This is a genomic window from Salinimicrobium terrae DSM 17865 (genome assembly GCF_000424665.1).
Lineage (GTDB): Bacteria > Bacteroidota > Bacteroidia > Flavobacteriales > Flavobacteriaceae > Salinimicrobium > Salinimicrobium terrae.
Map to the genome: position 1 here is coordinate 17,665 of NZ_KE384223.1, position 14,910 is coordinate 32,574.

Consider the following 14,910-nt stretch of genomic DNA (forward strand, 5'->3'; position numbering starts at 1 on the left):
ATTGAAAAAGGGTGTAATCAAATTGTTATTTATTTCTAAAAATTTTAAAACGTGGCAGTTACTTCCTTTTCTGTTCCTTCATTTTATCTAAATTTTCCTTGGAAAGAGTGTAATCTTTTAATTTTTTTCCCCGCCAGCGCAATACCAGGAACATAGGCAAAAGAATGAATACACTAGCCAAAACCGTGAGGCCAATTATCCTGTTTCCTAAAACTTCGTCACTTTGCACCTGCATTACATAGAATCCTATAAGAAATGATATTCCAATTAGAATGGCTACTATCTGGGTAAGAGTTGCTAGGGTTTTCATATTGTTACTTCTATTAATTTTTGTCTGTAGGCGGTCAGTAATTTTGATTTGGACACGAATCCTACGTATTTATCCTCTTTTACAACCGGTAAGTTCCAGGCTGTACTTTGCTGAAATTTGTTCATCACATCACTCATCCTGTCCCTGTCAAGATAGATAATTTCTGGCGCAACCTGCATAATTTCACCCACTTTTACTTCGTCGTACAGGTTCTGCTGAAACATAATAGGGCGCAGGTCGTCCAACAAAATAATTCCTTTAAAACATTTTTCATCATCAATCACAGGAAAAATATTTCGTGAGGACTTAATCACCCCCTCCTTAATAACATCCCCCAGGGTCATATTAATGTTTAGCGGAATAAAGTTTTTTTCTATTACCTGATTTATATTAAGAAGCGTCAATACAGCCTGATCCTTGTTATGGGTGATCAATTCTCCACGTGAGGCCAAATCCAGGGTATAGACCGAATTTGACTGGAATTGATTGGTAATTGCAAAAGATATTGCAGCAGTGATCATAAGCGGAACAAAAAGGTCATAACCACGGGTAAGTTCGGCAATAAGGAAAATCGCAGTTAGAGGGGCATGCATGATCCCCGCCATTAGCCCCGCCATTCCCACAAGGGTAAAGTTGCTCAACGAAAGCGGAGTTTTCAAAAATCCTAAATGGTTAATAATAAGTGCAAAGCAATGTCCCATCGCGCTCCCCATGAAAAGTACAGGTGCAAAGATCCCTCCAACACCCCCGGCACCAAGAGTGAAAGCCGTGGCAATGATCTTGAAAATTACCAGACCTGCCAGTAGCGCAATGACTACCCAGATATTGTCCAGGTATTCATTAAAAAGATTGCTTCCCAAAGCCTCGAGGTAATTTCCTTCCAGTAAGTTATTAATCACATCATAACCTTCCCCGTATAGCGGAGGAATGAAATACACAAGAATTCCAAGGCCGGCACCGCCAACCATAAGCCTGAAAAAAGTGTTACCCATTTTTTCAAACTTCCCGGTAAGTCGAAAATAAATTTTTGTAAAATAAATCGAACATAAAGATGCTACTACTCCCAGTAGAATATAAAAGGGAACTTCAGAGATATCAAACTCATCGGTTAAAGTATAGTGCAGAATGATGTCATTTCCGAAGAAAAAATAGGAGGTCAAAATAGCCGATACCGATGCCAGTAACAACGGGATCATTGACACCAGAGTAAGATCAAGTGCAAAGATCTCTATAGCAAAAATTATAGCAGCGATTGGGGCTTTAAAAAGTGATGACATTGCCCCTGCAGCGGCACAACCAATCAACAGCGTCCTTGTTGCCTGGTTCATTTTAAAAAGCCGGGAGAGGTTGGAACTTATAGCAGCTCCCGTAGCTACAGTTGGTGCCTCTAATCCAACCGAACCTCCAAATCCTACTGTTACAGGAGCGGTAAGGAGAGAGGCATAAGATTGAAATCTCTGCATGAGTCCTTTTCTCTGAGCAATAGCGTACAAGGTGGTAGGTATGCCATTCCCGATTTTATTCCTTATCCCAAACCTGATGATGAGCAGCGTGAGTGCCAGACCCATGAGTGGGAAAATAAAGTAAAAGGCATCATGATAATTGACAATGAGCTCCCCCTCAAGAAGTAATTGAATAAAGGCGGTAAGGTTTTTTATAACTACAGCCACGAGGCCGGCGAGGAAACCAATTACCGCAGCCAGCACCATTAAAAACTGGCGGTGAGAGACATATTTGGTCCTCCATACCAGGAACTTGAGTAAAAACGGATTTCTCTTTATGCCCGGCATAGGTGTGGATAAAATAATCCTGCAGCCGTAGGATTATAAATTAGCAGTAATTTCTAAATTTAATTCTTTAAGCTGATCCTTTCCAATTTTCGCAGGAGCATCGATCATTACATCTCTTCCGGAATTATTTTTGGGAAATGCAATGTAATCGCGAATGGTTTCCTGGCCTCCTAAAATAGCTACCAGCCTGTCGAACCCAAAGGCTATTCCTCCGTGTGGAGGTGCTCCATATTGAAAAGCATCCATTAAGAATCCGAATTGTGCTTTAGCTTCTTCGGGAGTGAATCCCAGGTGGTCGAACATCATCGCCTGCGTACTTTTGTCGTGAATCCTGATCGAACCTCCTCCTATTTCATTGCCATTCAATACAAGGTCGTATGCGTTTGCACGCACATTTCCTGGATCTGTATCCAGTAATTTAATGTCTTCAGGTTTTGGAGAGGTAAAGGGGTGGTGCATTGCATGGAAGCGTTTTGTTTCTTCATCCCACTCTAAAAGGGGAAAATCAACTACCCATAACGGAGCAAATTCGTCAGCTTTTCTAAGGCCCAGTTCATTCCCAAGGTGCATACGTAATGCACTGAGCTGAGTCCTTGTTTTATTCGCATCACCCGCCATTACCAGAATAAGATCCCCGGCTTTAGCTCCTGTTCTTTCTGCCCATGCTTTAAGATCTTCTTCAGAATAGAATTTATCTACAGAAGATTTTAAAGATCCATCATCATTGTATTTTGCCCAGACGAGTCCGTTAGCACCGATTTGTGGACGTTTTACCCACTCGATCAATTTATCAATCTCTTTTCTAGTATAAGAAGCAGCTCCGGGAACAGCAATTCCCACTACCAGCTCCTGGCTGTCGAATACATTAAAGCCTTTGTTCTTTGCGAGGTCGTTAAGCTCCCCGAATTTCATTCCAAAACGGATATCCGGTTTGTCATTTCCGTATTTCTTCATTGCCTCGTCATAAGTCATACGGGGAAATTCGGTCACGTCTACACCTTTTATTGCCTTGATGAGGTGACGGGTGAAATTTTCAAAAGTATTGAGGATATCCTCCTGTTCTACAAATGCCATTTCACAATCGATCTGGGTAAATTCCGGTTGGCGGTCGGCCCTCAGATCTTCATCCCTAAAACACTTTACGATCTGGAAATATTTGTCCATTCCACCCACCATGAGCAGCTGCTTAAAAGTTTGCGGCGATTGGGGTAAAGCATAGAATTGTCCCTCGTTCATTCGGCTTGGTACCACGAAGTCACGTGCTCCTTCAGGCGTAGATTTGATCAAAACCGGAGTCTCCACTTCAATAAAGCCTTTTTCAGAAAGGAATTTCCGCACCTCCATGGCAACCTTGCTCCGGAAGATCAATTTATTCTTCACTGGATTCCGGCGAATATCAAGATATCGGTATTTCATACGCAGGTCTTCGCCACCGTCGGTTTCATCTTCTATTGTGAACGGAGGAAGCTGTGCGGAGTTCAAAACTTTTAATTCGGTTACCAGGATCTCCACATCCCCGGTGGGCATGTTAGGATTCTTGGATTCCCGCTCTATCACTTCTCCTGTAACCTGAATCACAAATTCACGACCCAGTTGAGAAGCTTTATCTATCATCTCCTTTGGAGTACGTTCTTCATCAAAAATGAGCTGTGTGAGGCCATACCGGTCCCGCAGGTCCACCCATACCATAAAACCTTTATCCCGAATTTTTTGCACCCATCCGGAAAGGATGACTTCTTTTCCTTTGTCTTCCAATCTTAATTCCCCGCAGGTATGGCTTCTGTACATAGTCTTCTTGATCTTTTAAGAGGAGCAAAAATAAGAAGTTATCACGGGATTGAGGAAGGATTGGAAAAAGTTAATGGTTAAAAGTTGATAGAATGTTGGGTCGAAATAAATTTTTTGCCACGATGGCACGAATCTTTTTGTGTTTTAAGCTTTTGGCTATTAGCTGTTGGCCGTTGGCTGAACCCGATTGCCGGCCATTAAATCTTTCCGGCTGATTATGGCAGATCTTTTTTTCCCGAGGGATGTGAGCACAGATTTGTAATCTGTGCCGATTCCTAATATTTGTCGTCCCTATGGATATCTGCGGGAAAGATTTTTCTGCCAGGAATCCACAAATATATTTTAACCAAGCTTACGTCCCCACGGGACAATTATTTAAGGTTGGTTTTATATTCTACAAATATCCTGTCCCTACGGGACATTTTTGGAGAAAATATTTGGAATTTTGATGCTTGGAATTTGTTATTAAAAATGAAAAAGGCTGCACATTTCTGCACAACCTTTTTATATTTCTATAATCCGGAATTAAAACCTAATGACCAATCTTGGTAAAATGCACCTTGTCATTAATAGCATTCAGGATGAAATTATCATCCAATCCATTCACAATCCAGGTTTCGATTTTAGCTTTTTGGGTGATGGCGGCAGCCGAAACTTTCGATCCCATTCCGCCGGTACCGTGAGCAGATTTTGTTTCGCTCATTACCTCCCTTTTCAATTCTTCAAGATCATTGACCCTTCTAATGGTTTCAGGAGTTTTTGCTTCAATAGTACCTTTCTTGTATACACCATGCGTGTTTGTCGCGATAATAAACAAGTCTACATTTAGAAGTGCTGCGGTTTGCGCCGCCAGATTATCATTATCTCCAAACTTTATCGCATCTGTAGAAGAGGTATCATTTTCATTGATGATTGGGATATAATCATTTTCCACCAGGACATTCACCGTGTTAATGATATTTTGTCTTGACTCTTCATTGTTAAAGTCATTTGGCGAAAGTAGACATTGTCCTATCAGTAATCCCAGTTCTCTAAAGTTCTCCTGGAAAATACGCATCAGGTGCGGTTGGCCAATTGATGCAAGGGCCTGCTTTACGTCGATATTCTCCCCACTGCGTTCCAGGTTTACAAACTGTTTAGCCACTGCTACAGCACCCGAACTAATGATCACGAATTCATAATCATCCTTTAGAGTAGCGATCTGCCGGCCTATATCCTCTATTTTTCCTCTTGAAATATGGTCGGTTTCTTTAGTTAATGTATTAGAACCTAATTTTAAAAGTATTCTCTTCTTCTTTTTTGGAGTTTCCATTCCTATATTATTCTGTTCTAAAATTTTATCGAGTTTGTCCATTTCCGTGTATGTACCATTTATTGGTTACTAAATGCTGCAGACCAATTGGCCCGCGTTGGTGTAATTTGTCTGTGCTAATTGCAAGTTCGCCACCAAGTCCTAATTGCCCGCCATCTGTGAACCGGGTGGAAGCATTATGATATACAGCTGCATTGTCAACATTCTCCATGAAGTTTTGCGCTGTTTTATCATCTCTTGAGATTATAGATGCGGAATGACCTCCTGAATATTTGTTGATCTTTGCAATAGCTTCTGTGGTCGAATCAACTTCTCCAATCAGGGCTTTATAGTCCAGAAATTCTTCATACCACTCATCTTCACTCTGCACCGGTCTGCTTCCTTCCATTGCTTCAAGAGACCTGTCGGCAATGATTTCTACATTATTGTCTGCAAGCGCTTTCTGAAGCTCCTTCAAAAATTCCTCTTTGTTCGGAAGAGCTGAATCAATAAGTATTTTGTCTACTGCATTACAGGCAGAGATCTTTCCGGTTTTTCCATTAAGGATTACGTCCAGAGCGATATCTGTATCTGCATTTTTTTCTACAAAGACAAAATTATTACCCCGACCGCTCACGATCACCTGTGCCGAAGAATTCTCTTTTACGAATTTAATAAGACGCTCGCCACCTCTTGGCACTACAAGATCAACCTGCTGACTTGGATTTGCAAGGAACTCCTGGGTTTGTTTTCTGTCAAACTGAAGGTATTCTACCCAGTTTGGAGAAATGTTATTGTCCTCCAGGGCTTTGTGCCATAGCTTTACAATTTCGAGGTTGGAATTGAGGGATTCTTTTCCGCCTTTTAGAAGGATTTTATTTCCTGATTTGAAGGCGATTCCCGCAGCTTCCACGGTAACATCGGGACGAGATTCGTAAATGATCATCACTGTCCCAAAGGATGCGGTCCTGTTATAAACCTGCATTCCGTTGTCATGCTTAAAACTGAACCTTTCCACTCCCACAGGATCTTCCTGGGAAGCTAAATGTTTTAATGAAGCGATCATTCCTTCTACCTTGGAATCATCAACTTTTAGCCGGTCTTCCATAGCCAGATCTTCACCCGAATAATTGTCGAGATCGATCTTATTTGCTTTTAAAATGTTATTCTTTTCTTTTTCCACAAGATTTGCCATTGAGACCAAAACTGCGTTACGTTCTTCAATGGTTAACTGAGTGTTCATTCTTTGAATTTTAATTAATATTAAATTATCCTGTCCCGTCTTGTCCAAACACTTTGCCATTGTGCGGAATAAAAAAGAAAACCTCCGGATAATTCCGAAGGTTTATCAATAACAGGTGTCAAAAATGCCCTTTTAGGCAAGTCTTCTTTCTCTTTTATTTTTCATTTTCACCCTTCCCCGGTTTACCAAATAAAGCATAGCCGGCACAACCACAAGGGTTAAGAAGGTTGCGAAGATGAGTCCGAAGATCACTGTCCACGCCAGTGGCCCCCAAAAGATCACGTTGTCTCCTCCAATATAAACCTGAGGATCATAATCTGTAAAAAGTGAGAAAAAATCAATATTAAGGCCTATCGCCAAGGGAATTAATCCTAAAACTGTCGTAATGGCAGTTAAAAGTACAGGACGCAATCTTGACTTACCGCCTTCCACGATCATCTCAAAATACTGGCCTTTTGTCAGGAGATCATTGTCCTCAATTCCCAAACTATCCTTTTTACGGTCAATAAGGATCTGGGTATAATCAACCAGTACTATGGCATTGTTTACCACGATTCCCGCGAGAGAGATAATTCCCATCATGGTCATGATAATGATAAAATCCATCTGGAAAACCACTAAGCCCAAAAACACTCCTGCCAACGAAAGGAACACCGCCATAAGGATGATCAAAGGTTTTGGAATTGAGTTAAATTGAGCAACAAGGATGAGTAGAATTCCTCCCAATCCAATGATAAGTGCTTTCAACAGGAATGACATATTCTCCTCTTGTTGTTCCTGCTCCCCTGTGAACTCCAAAGAAATATCTTGTGGTAAATCATAAGAGGCCAGTTCGGTTTGAAGTTGCTCTACAATAGCATTTCCATTGTAGCCTTCCAGTACGTTTGAATAAAGAGTAATCACTCTCTTCAGGTCTTTTCGTTTTATTGAGCTGAAGGCCGAAGTGAGTTCAGATTTGGTGACCGAAGAAATTGGTACCTGAACTATTTCACCGGTATTCTGATCTTTAAAGGTAATAGGCTGATTGAATAACGCATTTTCGTTGTACCTGAAGTCCTGATTAAACCTTACATTGATTGGATAATCTTCATCTCCTTCCTTAAATGTTGAAATCTCTTCTCCATAGATTGCCCTCCGTAAGGTCTGTCCAACTGCGCCGGTGGATACACCAAGTTGTCCGGCTTTTACCCTGTCAACAGTTACATTAAGTTCAGGTTTTGATTTGTTGACGTCGATCTGCAATTCCTCGATCCCGGGAATATTCATTTCCTGAATTCGTTCCCTAAGGTTTTCGGCAGTGATTAACATCTGTTCATAGTCTTCCCCTTTCAATTCCATGTTAATGGGATATCCTACAGGCGGTCCCGCGGCATCCTTTTCCACAATAATTGACGCGCCGGGAATTCCCTGTACGGCTTCACGGACTTCAGAAAGGACGTGGCTACTTCTCACTCCGCGTCGGTCTTTAAACTCTCGCATAGAAAGAGTGACCTTTCCCTTATGCGGCATATCGTTCTGCTGGCCGCCATCTGTCTGCGGATTTCCGGCGCCCTGACCTACCTGCGAGATAGCCGATTCTACCATAAAATTGTATCCGTCTTCATCTTCGTATTTTTCTATTACATCATAAACCTGCTGCTCAACCTGTTTGGTGATCTCATTGGTTTTTCTAATGTCTGTCCCTTCCGGTAATTCTATATAGGTGATGATCTGGTTGGGTTCATTTTCAGGAAAGAAAAGCACCTTTGGCTGAACAATCCCCACCAGGATAAAAGAAAGGATTAACAGGGCGACGGTTCCGAAGAAAACCAGGTAAGAATTCCTTCCGCGAAGGGAGAATCGGAGGGTGGATTCGTATTTTCTCTCAAGTTTTTTTAAGGCCCGGTACTGGAAAAATTCCACCCAGGGACTTAAAAAATACTTGTAAGCCCACAATAAAATGGCTGCAAGTATGGCGAGGTTTCCAATCGCCCGAAGACCCCCAAGATCCAGAACGAAGCCGGCAATAAGTATGATTATTCCTGTCCCCGCTAAAATAGCGCTTATACGGATTAGTTTTTTCTTTGTTAATTCCTTCTCCTCAGTCTTCATGAATTCCGATGTAAGCATTGAATTGATGATCAATGCGACGAACAGCGATGATCCAAGAACTACCGAAAGCGTGATTGGAAAGTAGATCATGAACTTCCCTATAGTTCCCGGCCATAATCCCAGCGGGAAAAAAGCCATAAGGGTAGTCGCGGTAGATGCGATAATGGGCCAGGCTATCTCACCAACTCCCTGTTTCGCAGCTTTCATACGCGGCATTCCCTGGTCCATAAGACTGTATACGTTCTCTACTACTACAATACCATTGTCCACTAACATTCCCAGTCCCATAACCAGGGCAAAAAGCACCATAGTATTAAGGGTGAAACCTATACTGGAGAGGATAATGAAGGATAGGAACATAGACAGCGGAATTGCAAACCCCACAAAAAGAGCATTTCTGAAGCCTAAAAAGAACATCAAAACAACCACCACCAGGATAACTCCAAAAATAATGTTGTTCACCAAATCGTCCACCATATTCTCTGTAGTGGTAGACTGGTCATTGGAAAAGCTTATTTGAAGATCGTCCGGAAAATAAGTTTCCTGTTCTGTGTTTACGATCTCCTTAATATTATTTATGGCTTCGATCATATTCTTCCCACCACGCTTTTTAATATCGAGCATCACCACGGGCTCCCCATATTCACGGGCAAAGGTGGTAGGTTCCTGTTCCTGGAATTTTATCTCGGCTATGTCTCTCAAAAAGACATTTCCGTCTTCTCTTTTTACGATCACATTCATCAACTGGTCGGGATCTGTGATTTCTCCCAGGATGCGAATGTTTTTCTGAATACCTCCTGTGATCACGTTTCCTCCCGATATGGTCTGGTTTTCCATGCTCACAGCACTAATGATATCCTGAAAGCTCACTTTGGAAGCGGTCATCTTGTAAATATCTACGGCGATCTCCACTTCTTTTTCTTCGGCTCCCCGTACAGATGCCTCTTTTATCTGTGGCAGCAGTTCGATCCTGTCCTGCAGGTATTCAGCGTATTCCTTCAGCTTTTGCACAGGATAATCCCCGGTAAGGTTCACGTTGAGGATAGGCATTTCTTCTGAAATATTAAGGTCGAACACATTTGGTTCTACCTTGGCTCCATTGTCCAACGTGGGCCAGGTAGTTGCAGCTTTTTGCTGATCAACTTTATCTTTCACCTTTTGTTTTGCCGCATCGACCGAAATATCTTCATCGAATTCCACGATCACGAGAGAGTAATCCTGAAGGGTAGTGGAGGAAATGTCCTGTACCCCTGCAATATTATTGAATTCCTCTTCGAGAGGCTCTGTGATGAACTTCTCGACATCTTCAGCCGAGTTCCCTGGATTTATGGAACTTACATATATTTTTGTCTCAATTACTTCCGGAAATGACTCGCGCGGCATACTGTAGTAAGACATCAACCCACCAATAAAAATGATGGCGATGATGACATATACGGTCATACGGTTCTCAATGGCCCAGGAAGAAAGTTTAAAATCTTTATCTAATTTCATTTCAGTTCAATACGTTGCTGTTATAGATCTTTACCTGTTCTCCTTCCTGAATGCTGCGGGCCCCACTTGTTATAAGCATATCACCGGGCTGCAAACCAGAAAGTACTTCTACCGCATTATCATAGGCCAGGCCTGTTTCCAGAATTCTTCTCTGCGCTACTCCCGTAGTGTCGGTTTCCTGGTTTACTACATAAACCACATTTTCTCCTGCGGAATTCTTCTGGATCACATTCTCTGGTATTATAATGGCTTCTTCTGAAGTGTAATCGTTAATTCTTACAGTAGCTATGAGATTAGGTTTGATCTGTTCATTATTTGAAGGCACTGCCACCTGTATTTCGAAGGTCCTGTTATTGGGATTAATGAAATTGCCCACCTGTCGCACGGTGCTGGTAAAGGAAGTTCCGGCGGCCGGAATTTCCACCATAACCTCAGTTCCTTTTTCTACACTTGCGAGGTAGGATTCCGGTACCGCTGTGGTGATATACATATCCGAAAGATTGATCAACCTGAATAACCTGCTTTGTCCCGGCACAACTACTTCCCCTTGCTCTGTAAAGATCTCATCAATAACTCCGCTAAAAGGTGCCCTAACAACAGTTTTTGCCAATTGAGATCGCAGTTGGTTTACCGAATTTTGAATCGCTTCGTAATTTGTTTTGGCTTCAAGAAATTGTATCTCGCTGCCTATATTTTGTTCCCAAAGTCTTTGTTGCCTTTCAAAGGTTGTTTTTGCAAGAGCTTCCTGGGCTTCCATTTGCGCCAGCTGACTTGCTAATCCACCTTCGTCAATTCTTGCCAGAATTTGCCCTTTTTGAACCCTGTCACCTTCATCCACGTTCACATTTCGAAGAATACCTGAATATTCTGGGTAAATGATGATATTTTGTTTGGTTTCCACATCTCCCGGCAACTCGACATAATGCTTAAACAGGGAATCTGACACTTTCTTAACACTTACAAGAGTGAATTCGTTGTTGATGTCAAGCTTCTCGATTGCGGCATCCAATTGACTAATCCGGGAAGATAGTTCACTTTGCTGAGCACTTAATTCGGCCTTTTTGGCCCTTATTTCACTGAGGTCTCCATTATCAATGACTTCATCAACAGATTCATTTTTTCCACAGGAAATAAGGATCAGGAGACTTACTATTATTAAGTTTATTTTTTTCATCTTTTTAGGATTCGTAGTTTGATTAGTCTTCTTCAGAATAAGTTTTCGTGCTTAGCGCATTTTCAAGTTCAACTTTATCATTTATCACCTCAAGCATAGCCTGTAACAAATTTTGCTGAGCAGTGTATAGCTGTCTTTGTGCCTCGCTGAGCTCAAAACTACTGGCAAGACCTTCAAAGAATTTGATCTGGTTCTTATTTTCAATTCTCTTTGCCAGTGCCAGACTTTCCTGCTGAGCTTCTAAGTTTTCAAGGCTAAATCGATAATCGGCCCTGGCAGCATCTATTTCGAGGGAGACCCTGTTCCGGGTTTCCTGAAGATCCAACATTGCCTGCTCGTATTCCAGTTGTCTTTGTTTGGTGCGGGAATTTCTCATCCCACTGCTAAATATTGGAACATTAAGACTTATTCCAAGAATAGATTGCTGGAAATACTCTTGATTATCATTAAAGAATGTGAAAGAGTCACTGTGGCCGGTGGTCCCATAATTGAGGAAACCAGTAAGTTGTGGTAAGGCTTTAGCTTTTTCAAGCCTCACGTATATACGTGCAGCCTCTGCAGAATTCTCAGCTATTCGTACGTCTATATTTTCCTCAACAGGGATACGCTCTTCCAGTAGCTGGAGGTCATAAAATTGTAGCGCAAGGGTATTTAGATCATCTGTGGGGATTACCTCCCTGTCTACCGGGATTCCCATTGCCATGTTTAACAACTGGTACGAGATCTCTAACATGCGCCGACTGCGGTTGAGGTTGTTTTCAAGACTTAATCGAGTGATTTTCAGTTGCTCCACGTCTTCCTCTTCTGCCAGACCACTCTCGAAGATCTTCTGAGTGTCATTAAGATTTTCGGTTATATTTTCCAGATTGTTTACAAGAATTTCCACACTCTCCTGAGCCATAAGTACATTTCCATAAGCATTGATAACCGCCTTTCTTACCTCAAGATCGGTCTTGGTCTTGGCGTTCTTTGATATTTGCAGTAAGGTGCGGGCAGATTGAACACCAACTATATAAGAGCCATCAAAAATGAGCTGAGACCAGGTGGCAGTGGCGCTGAGATTCTGCTGAGTCCCAAACCTTACCGGAACAAAAGTTCCGGGTTCGCCCCCTGCAATTTCTCCCGGAATTAGAGTGACAGGTTGTTTCAGGAAATTCTGGTAATCAACATTTCCATTGATTTGCGGTAAACCCTGGGAAATAATTTCCCATTTTTGAGCCAAAGCTTTTTCCACTTCTTTTTCCGATTTTAAAGAGGAATAGTTATTCTCCAGTCCTAGAACAATAGCCTCTTCGAGAGATAGGTTCAGAATTTCCGGATCGGATTCCTGTGCCCAGGCGCTAAAGCAGAAAAAACTGCTGAGTAGGAATATAAATATTTTCATTTTGTGCTGCTTGTGGTTAAATAGGTTTCCAGTTTTTTCAATCCTTTTGAAGTTACAATGGCTCGTAAATGGTACTCGAGGTGCATTTCTGTGAGTAGGTGACTTGAAAATTCCGGTTCTGGAAAAAGGTCATCATCTTTGATTCCCAGAATACCTGTAAAATAAATCCTGCTGGTAAATTCAATTGGTAAGTCACTGCGATAAACTCCTTTTTCGATCCCTTTTTTAAGGTTTTGAAGAGTTATTTCGTCCAGGATCTTACGTTGTTTTTTTCTTATGCTGGAGTAAACTTTTGGGTAATATTTTTGAAGTTGGTACTGTGGAGAAGATTTCTCATCTTTTAAATGTTCACAGGCAAAATCTTTAATGGCATAAAGTTCTTCTATAGGATCCTTTTTCTCTTCTTTAATTTCTTCTATTCCCAGGGATATTTTTTCAAACACAAAACTTGCAGTTGCATCTATTAATTTTGTTTTAGTAGGGAAATGTGCGTAAATGGTCTTCTTGGAAATCCCCATTTCCGAAGCAATTTCATCCATAGTCACGCTTTTCACTCCCAGGGTGAGAAACATTTCGGCTGCTTTTGCTAAAATTTGATCTTTCAAACTATTATTTTTTGAGCGGGCAAAGATACAAATGGAAACTTAATAAACAATAAAAGTTTCTTTAGTTTTTATTTCGCTTTTTATTAGTAATGAAAAGGGTAAATTTTCTTCCTGTTTTGGTATTTTAGCGCAAAATTTTTTTATGCTCTCAGTAGACCGGTACCGCGAAGAATTTGAAGAATACCTTTCCCGGAAGGTGGTAAAAAAGGAACCTGCTAATTTGTACGAACCTATGGTTTATATTCTTGGCCTTGGAGGTAAACGGGTGAGGCCGGTTCTTGTTTTATTGGCAGCAGAGATCTTTGGAAGCGACTATAAAAAAGCCCTTGATGCTGCTTTGGCTATTGAAGTTTTTCACAATTTTTCCTTAGTGCATGACGATATCATGGATGACGCACCATTGAGAAGGGGAGAGCAAACAGTGCATGAACGTTGGGATATCAACACCGGTATTCTTTCGGGTGATGCCATGCTCATCAAGGCATATCAGTTATTCGAGAATTATCCCGGAGAAACTTTCCGGCATTTGGCAGAGTTATTTTCGAAGACCGCTATTGAAGTTTGTGAAGGTCAGCAGTATGATATAGATTTCGAATCCCGGGAGAAGGTAACTATCGAACAATACCTCAAAATGATAGAATATAAAACTGCAGTACTAGTAGGAGCCTCACTTAAAATGGGTGCTATAGTTGCAAATGCTTCCGAAGAAAACTGCAACAGGATCTATGAATTTGGTCGCTTACTGGGAATTGCTTTCCAATTGCAGGATGATTACCTTGATGCTTTTGGCAATCCGGATTCCTTCGGAAAACAAGTCGGTGGTGACATAATTGAGAACAAAAAAACCTTTTTATATCTCACTTCCTTAGAGGAAGCAGCTTTGGGAGAAGCTAATCAGCTTGAGGATCTATATTCCATAAATCCGCCAGATCCTACTGCAAAGATAGAGACTGTAAAAGGGCTTTTTGAGAGCAGTGGTGCGGCAGAACTCACCCGCCAGGAAATTAAGAAATACACACAAAAAGCCTTTGCAGTGCTGGATGAATTGCAGATTGAGCAAGACAGAAAAGAAATCCTTTACAACTTTGGAAAGGGGTTAATGAACCGACAGGTTTAAAAATAAATACTCACAAAAGGCATAAAAGCATTGGCATAAATGCTTTTTTCACTATCGTACAAGACATCATATCGAATCCCAATAGTCATTGGGCCGGTGTTGTAACCCAAACCCAGGAACAGGGCAGGATACCAGTAAGAGTCTGATATGTTGGCTCCGTCCAGTTTAAAATCCCTAGAAACGTAGTGTTCCTCAAATTCTGCTGAAAGCTGCAAGGGATTGAAAGGCCGTAGCAATCCAAAAACACTTCCTCCGGCAGTATAGGAAGAGTAGCGGGAGGTGTTGTTGTAAGAACCTGCAAGACCAACACCTGCAGATGTATATTTGTTAAAATCGTAGACTGCTTTTGGCGCTAGAAAGCCACCGAAGTAGCCATTACTAAAATTAACTCCAACACTACCACCAAAGCGAACATCTTCCCAAAATGCCTTTTTTGACACCTGTCGCTCCTGTGCAACCAAATATGAATGAGGGAAATAAAGTGCTGCAATTAAAACTATAAGGTTTATTTTTTTACTAAAAAAGATGTGCATGATGTTAAAAGTTTTCGAAGTATAAGGTAAATATATTAAATGCTCCTATCCTTCTTTTTTAAAAATTGTACTTTTGTAACGTTTTACAAA

The 14,910-nt window shown here is 41.3% G+C and carries 11 protein-coding genes; 1 reads left to right on the forward strand and 10 read right to left on the reverse strand.

Going from position 1 to position 14,910, the window contains the following annotated elements; all coding sequences use genetic code 11:
* Positions 1-58 precede the first annotated feature (58 nt).
* From H148_RS0116290 to H148_RS0116330, 9 genes are all read right to left on the reverse strand, one after another.
* Positions 59-310, reverse strand: coding sequence for a hypothetical protein (locus tag H148_RS0116290; protein WP_029035743.1), 252 nt, complete (start codon positions 308-310; stop codon positions 59-61).
* On the reverse strand, positions 307-2,100 hold the full coding sequence (locus tag H148_RS0116295) for a chloride channel protein (RefSeq protein ID WP_029035744.1): 1,794 nt from the start codon (positions 2,098-2,100) through the stop codon (positions 307-309). The genes H148_RS0116290 and H148_RS0116295 overlap by 4 nt, the downstream gene beginning before the upstream one ends.
* 33 nt (positions 2,101-2,133) lie before the next feature.
* A complete protein-coding gene (gene aspS / locus H148_RS0116300; RefSeq protein ID WP_029035745.1) occupies positions 2,134-3,888 on the reverse strand; it encodes an aspartate--tRNA ligase in 1,755 nt (584 codons plus the stop codon).
* Positions 3,889-4,420: 532 nt separating this feature from the next.
* Complete coding sequence (gene proB / locus H148_RS0116305; protein ID WP_169578594.1) at positions 4,421-5,242, reverse strand: glutamate 5-kinase; 822 nt, start codon at positions 5,240-5,242, stop codon at positions 4,421-4,423.
* The gene (locus H148_RS0116310) at positions 5,226-6,422 is read right to left on the reverse strand and encodes a glutamate-5-semialdehyde dehydrogenase (RefSeq protein ID WP_029035747.1); all 1,197 of its coding nucleotides are present in this window, start codon (positions 6,420-6,422) and stop codon (positions 5,226-5,228) included. The genes proB and H148_RS0116310 overlap by 17 nt, the downstream gene beginning before the upstream one ends.
* Positions 6,423-6,554: 132 nt before the next feature.
* The gene (locus H148_RS0116315; RefSeq protein WP_029035748.1) at positions 6,555-10,007 is read right to left on the reverse strand and encodes an efflux RND transporter permease subunit; all 3,453 of its coding nucleotides are present in this window, start codon (positions 10,005-10,007) and stop codon (positions 6,555-6,557) included.
* A gap of 1 nt (position 10,008) precedes the next feature.
* On the reverse strand, positions 10,009-11,181 hold the full coding sequence (locus H148_RS0116320; RefSeq protein ID WP_029035749.1) for an efflux RND transporter periplasmic adaptor subunit: 1,173 nt from the start codon (positions 11,179-11,181) through the stop codon (positions 10,009-10,011).
* A gap of 22 nt (positions 11,182-11,203) precedes the next feature.
* Entirely contained in the window at positions 11,204-12,565 is a 1,362-nt protein-coding gene (locus H148_RS0116325) for a TolC family protein (RefSeq protein WP_029035750.1), read from the reverse strand.
* A complete protein-coding gene (locus H148_RS0116330) occupies positions 12,562-13,170 on the reverse strand; it encodes a TetR/AcrR family transcriptional regulator (RefSeq protein WP_029035751.1) in 609 nt (202 codons plus the stop codon). The genes H148_RS0116325 and H148_RS0116330 overlap by 4 nt, the downstream gene beginning before the upstream one ends.
* A gap of 142 nt (positions 13,171-13,312) precedes the next feature.
* Here H148_RS0116330 and H148_RS0116335 point away from each other — a divergent pair, with 142 nt between their 5' ends.
* Positions 13,313-14,287 carry a polyprenyl synthetase family protein gene (locus H148_RS0116335; RefSeq protein ID WP_029035752.1) on the forward strand — a complete coding sequence of 325 codons (975 nt, stop codon included), beginning with the start codon at positions 13,313-13,315 and terminating at the stop codon, positions 14,285-14,287.
* Here H148_RS0116335 and H148_RS0116340 read toward each other — a convergent pair.
* Positions 14,284-14,820, reverse strand: coding sequence for a hypothetical protein (locus H148_RS0116340; RefSeq protein WP_029035753.1), 537 nt, complete (start codon positions 14,818-14,820; stop codon positions 14,284-14,286). The two genes, H148_RS0116335 and H148_RS0116340, sit on opposite strands and share 4 nt — an antisense overlap.
* Positions 14,821-14,910: the final 90 nt, after the last annotated feature.

Coding starts and splice junctions, on each gene's coding strand:
- H148_RS0116320 (WP_029035749.1), bottom strand. CDS start 11,181: ATGAAAAAAATAAACTTAATAATAGTAAGTCTCCTGATCCTTATTTCC.
- H148_RS0116295 (WP_029035744.1), bottom strand. CDS start 2,100: ATGCCGGGCATAAAGAGAAATCCGTTTTTACTCAAGTTCCTGGTATGG.
- proB (WP_169578594.1), bottom strand. CDS start 5,242: ATGGACAAACTCGATAAAATTTTAGAACAGAATAATATAGGAATGGAA.
- H148_RS0116335 (WP_029035752.1), top strand. CDS start 13,313: ATGCTCTCAGTAGACCGGTACCGCGAAGAATTTGAAGAATACCTTTCC.
- H148_RS0116340 (WP_029035753.1), bottom strand. CDS start 14,820: ATGCACATCTTTTTTAGTAAAAAAATAAACCTTATAGTTTTAATTGCA.
- aspS (WP_029035745.1), bottom strand. CDS start 3,888: ATGTACAGAAGCCATACCTGCGGGGAATTAAGATTGGAAGACAAAGGA.
- H148_RS0116325 (WP_029035750.1), bottom strand. CDS start 12,565: ATGAAAATATTTATATTCCTACTCAGCAGTTTTTTCTGCTTTAGCGCC.
- H148_RS0116310 (WP_029035747.1), bottom strand. CDS start 6,422: ATGAACACTCAGTTAACCATTGAAGAACGTAACGCAGTTTTGGTCTCA.
- H148_RS0116315 (WP_029035748.1), bottom strand. CDS start 10,007: ATGAAATTAGATAAAGATTTTAAACTTTCTTCCTGGGCCATTGAGAAC.
- H148_RS0116290 (WP_029035743.1), bottom strand. CDS start 310: ATGAAAACCCTAGCAACTCTTACCCAGATAGTAGCCATTCTAATTGGA.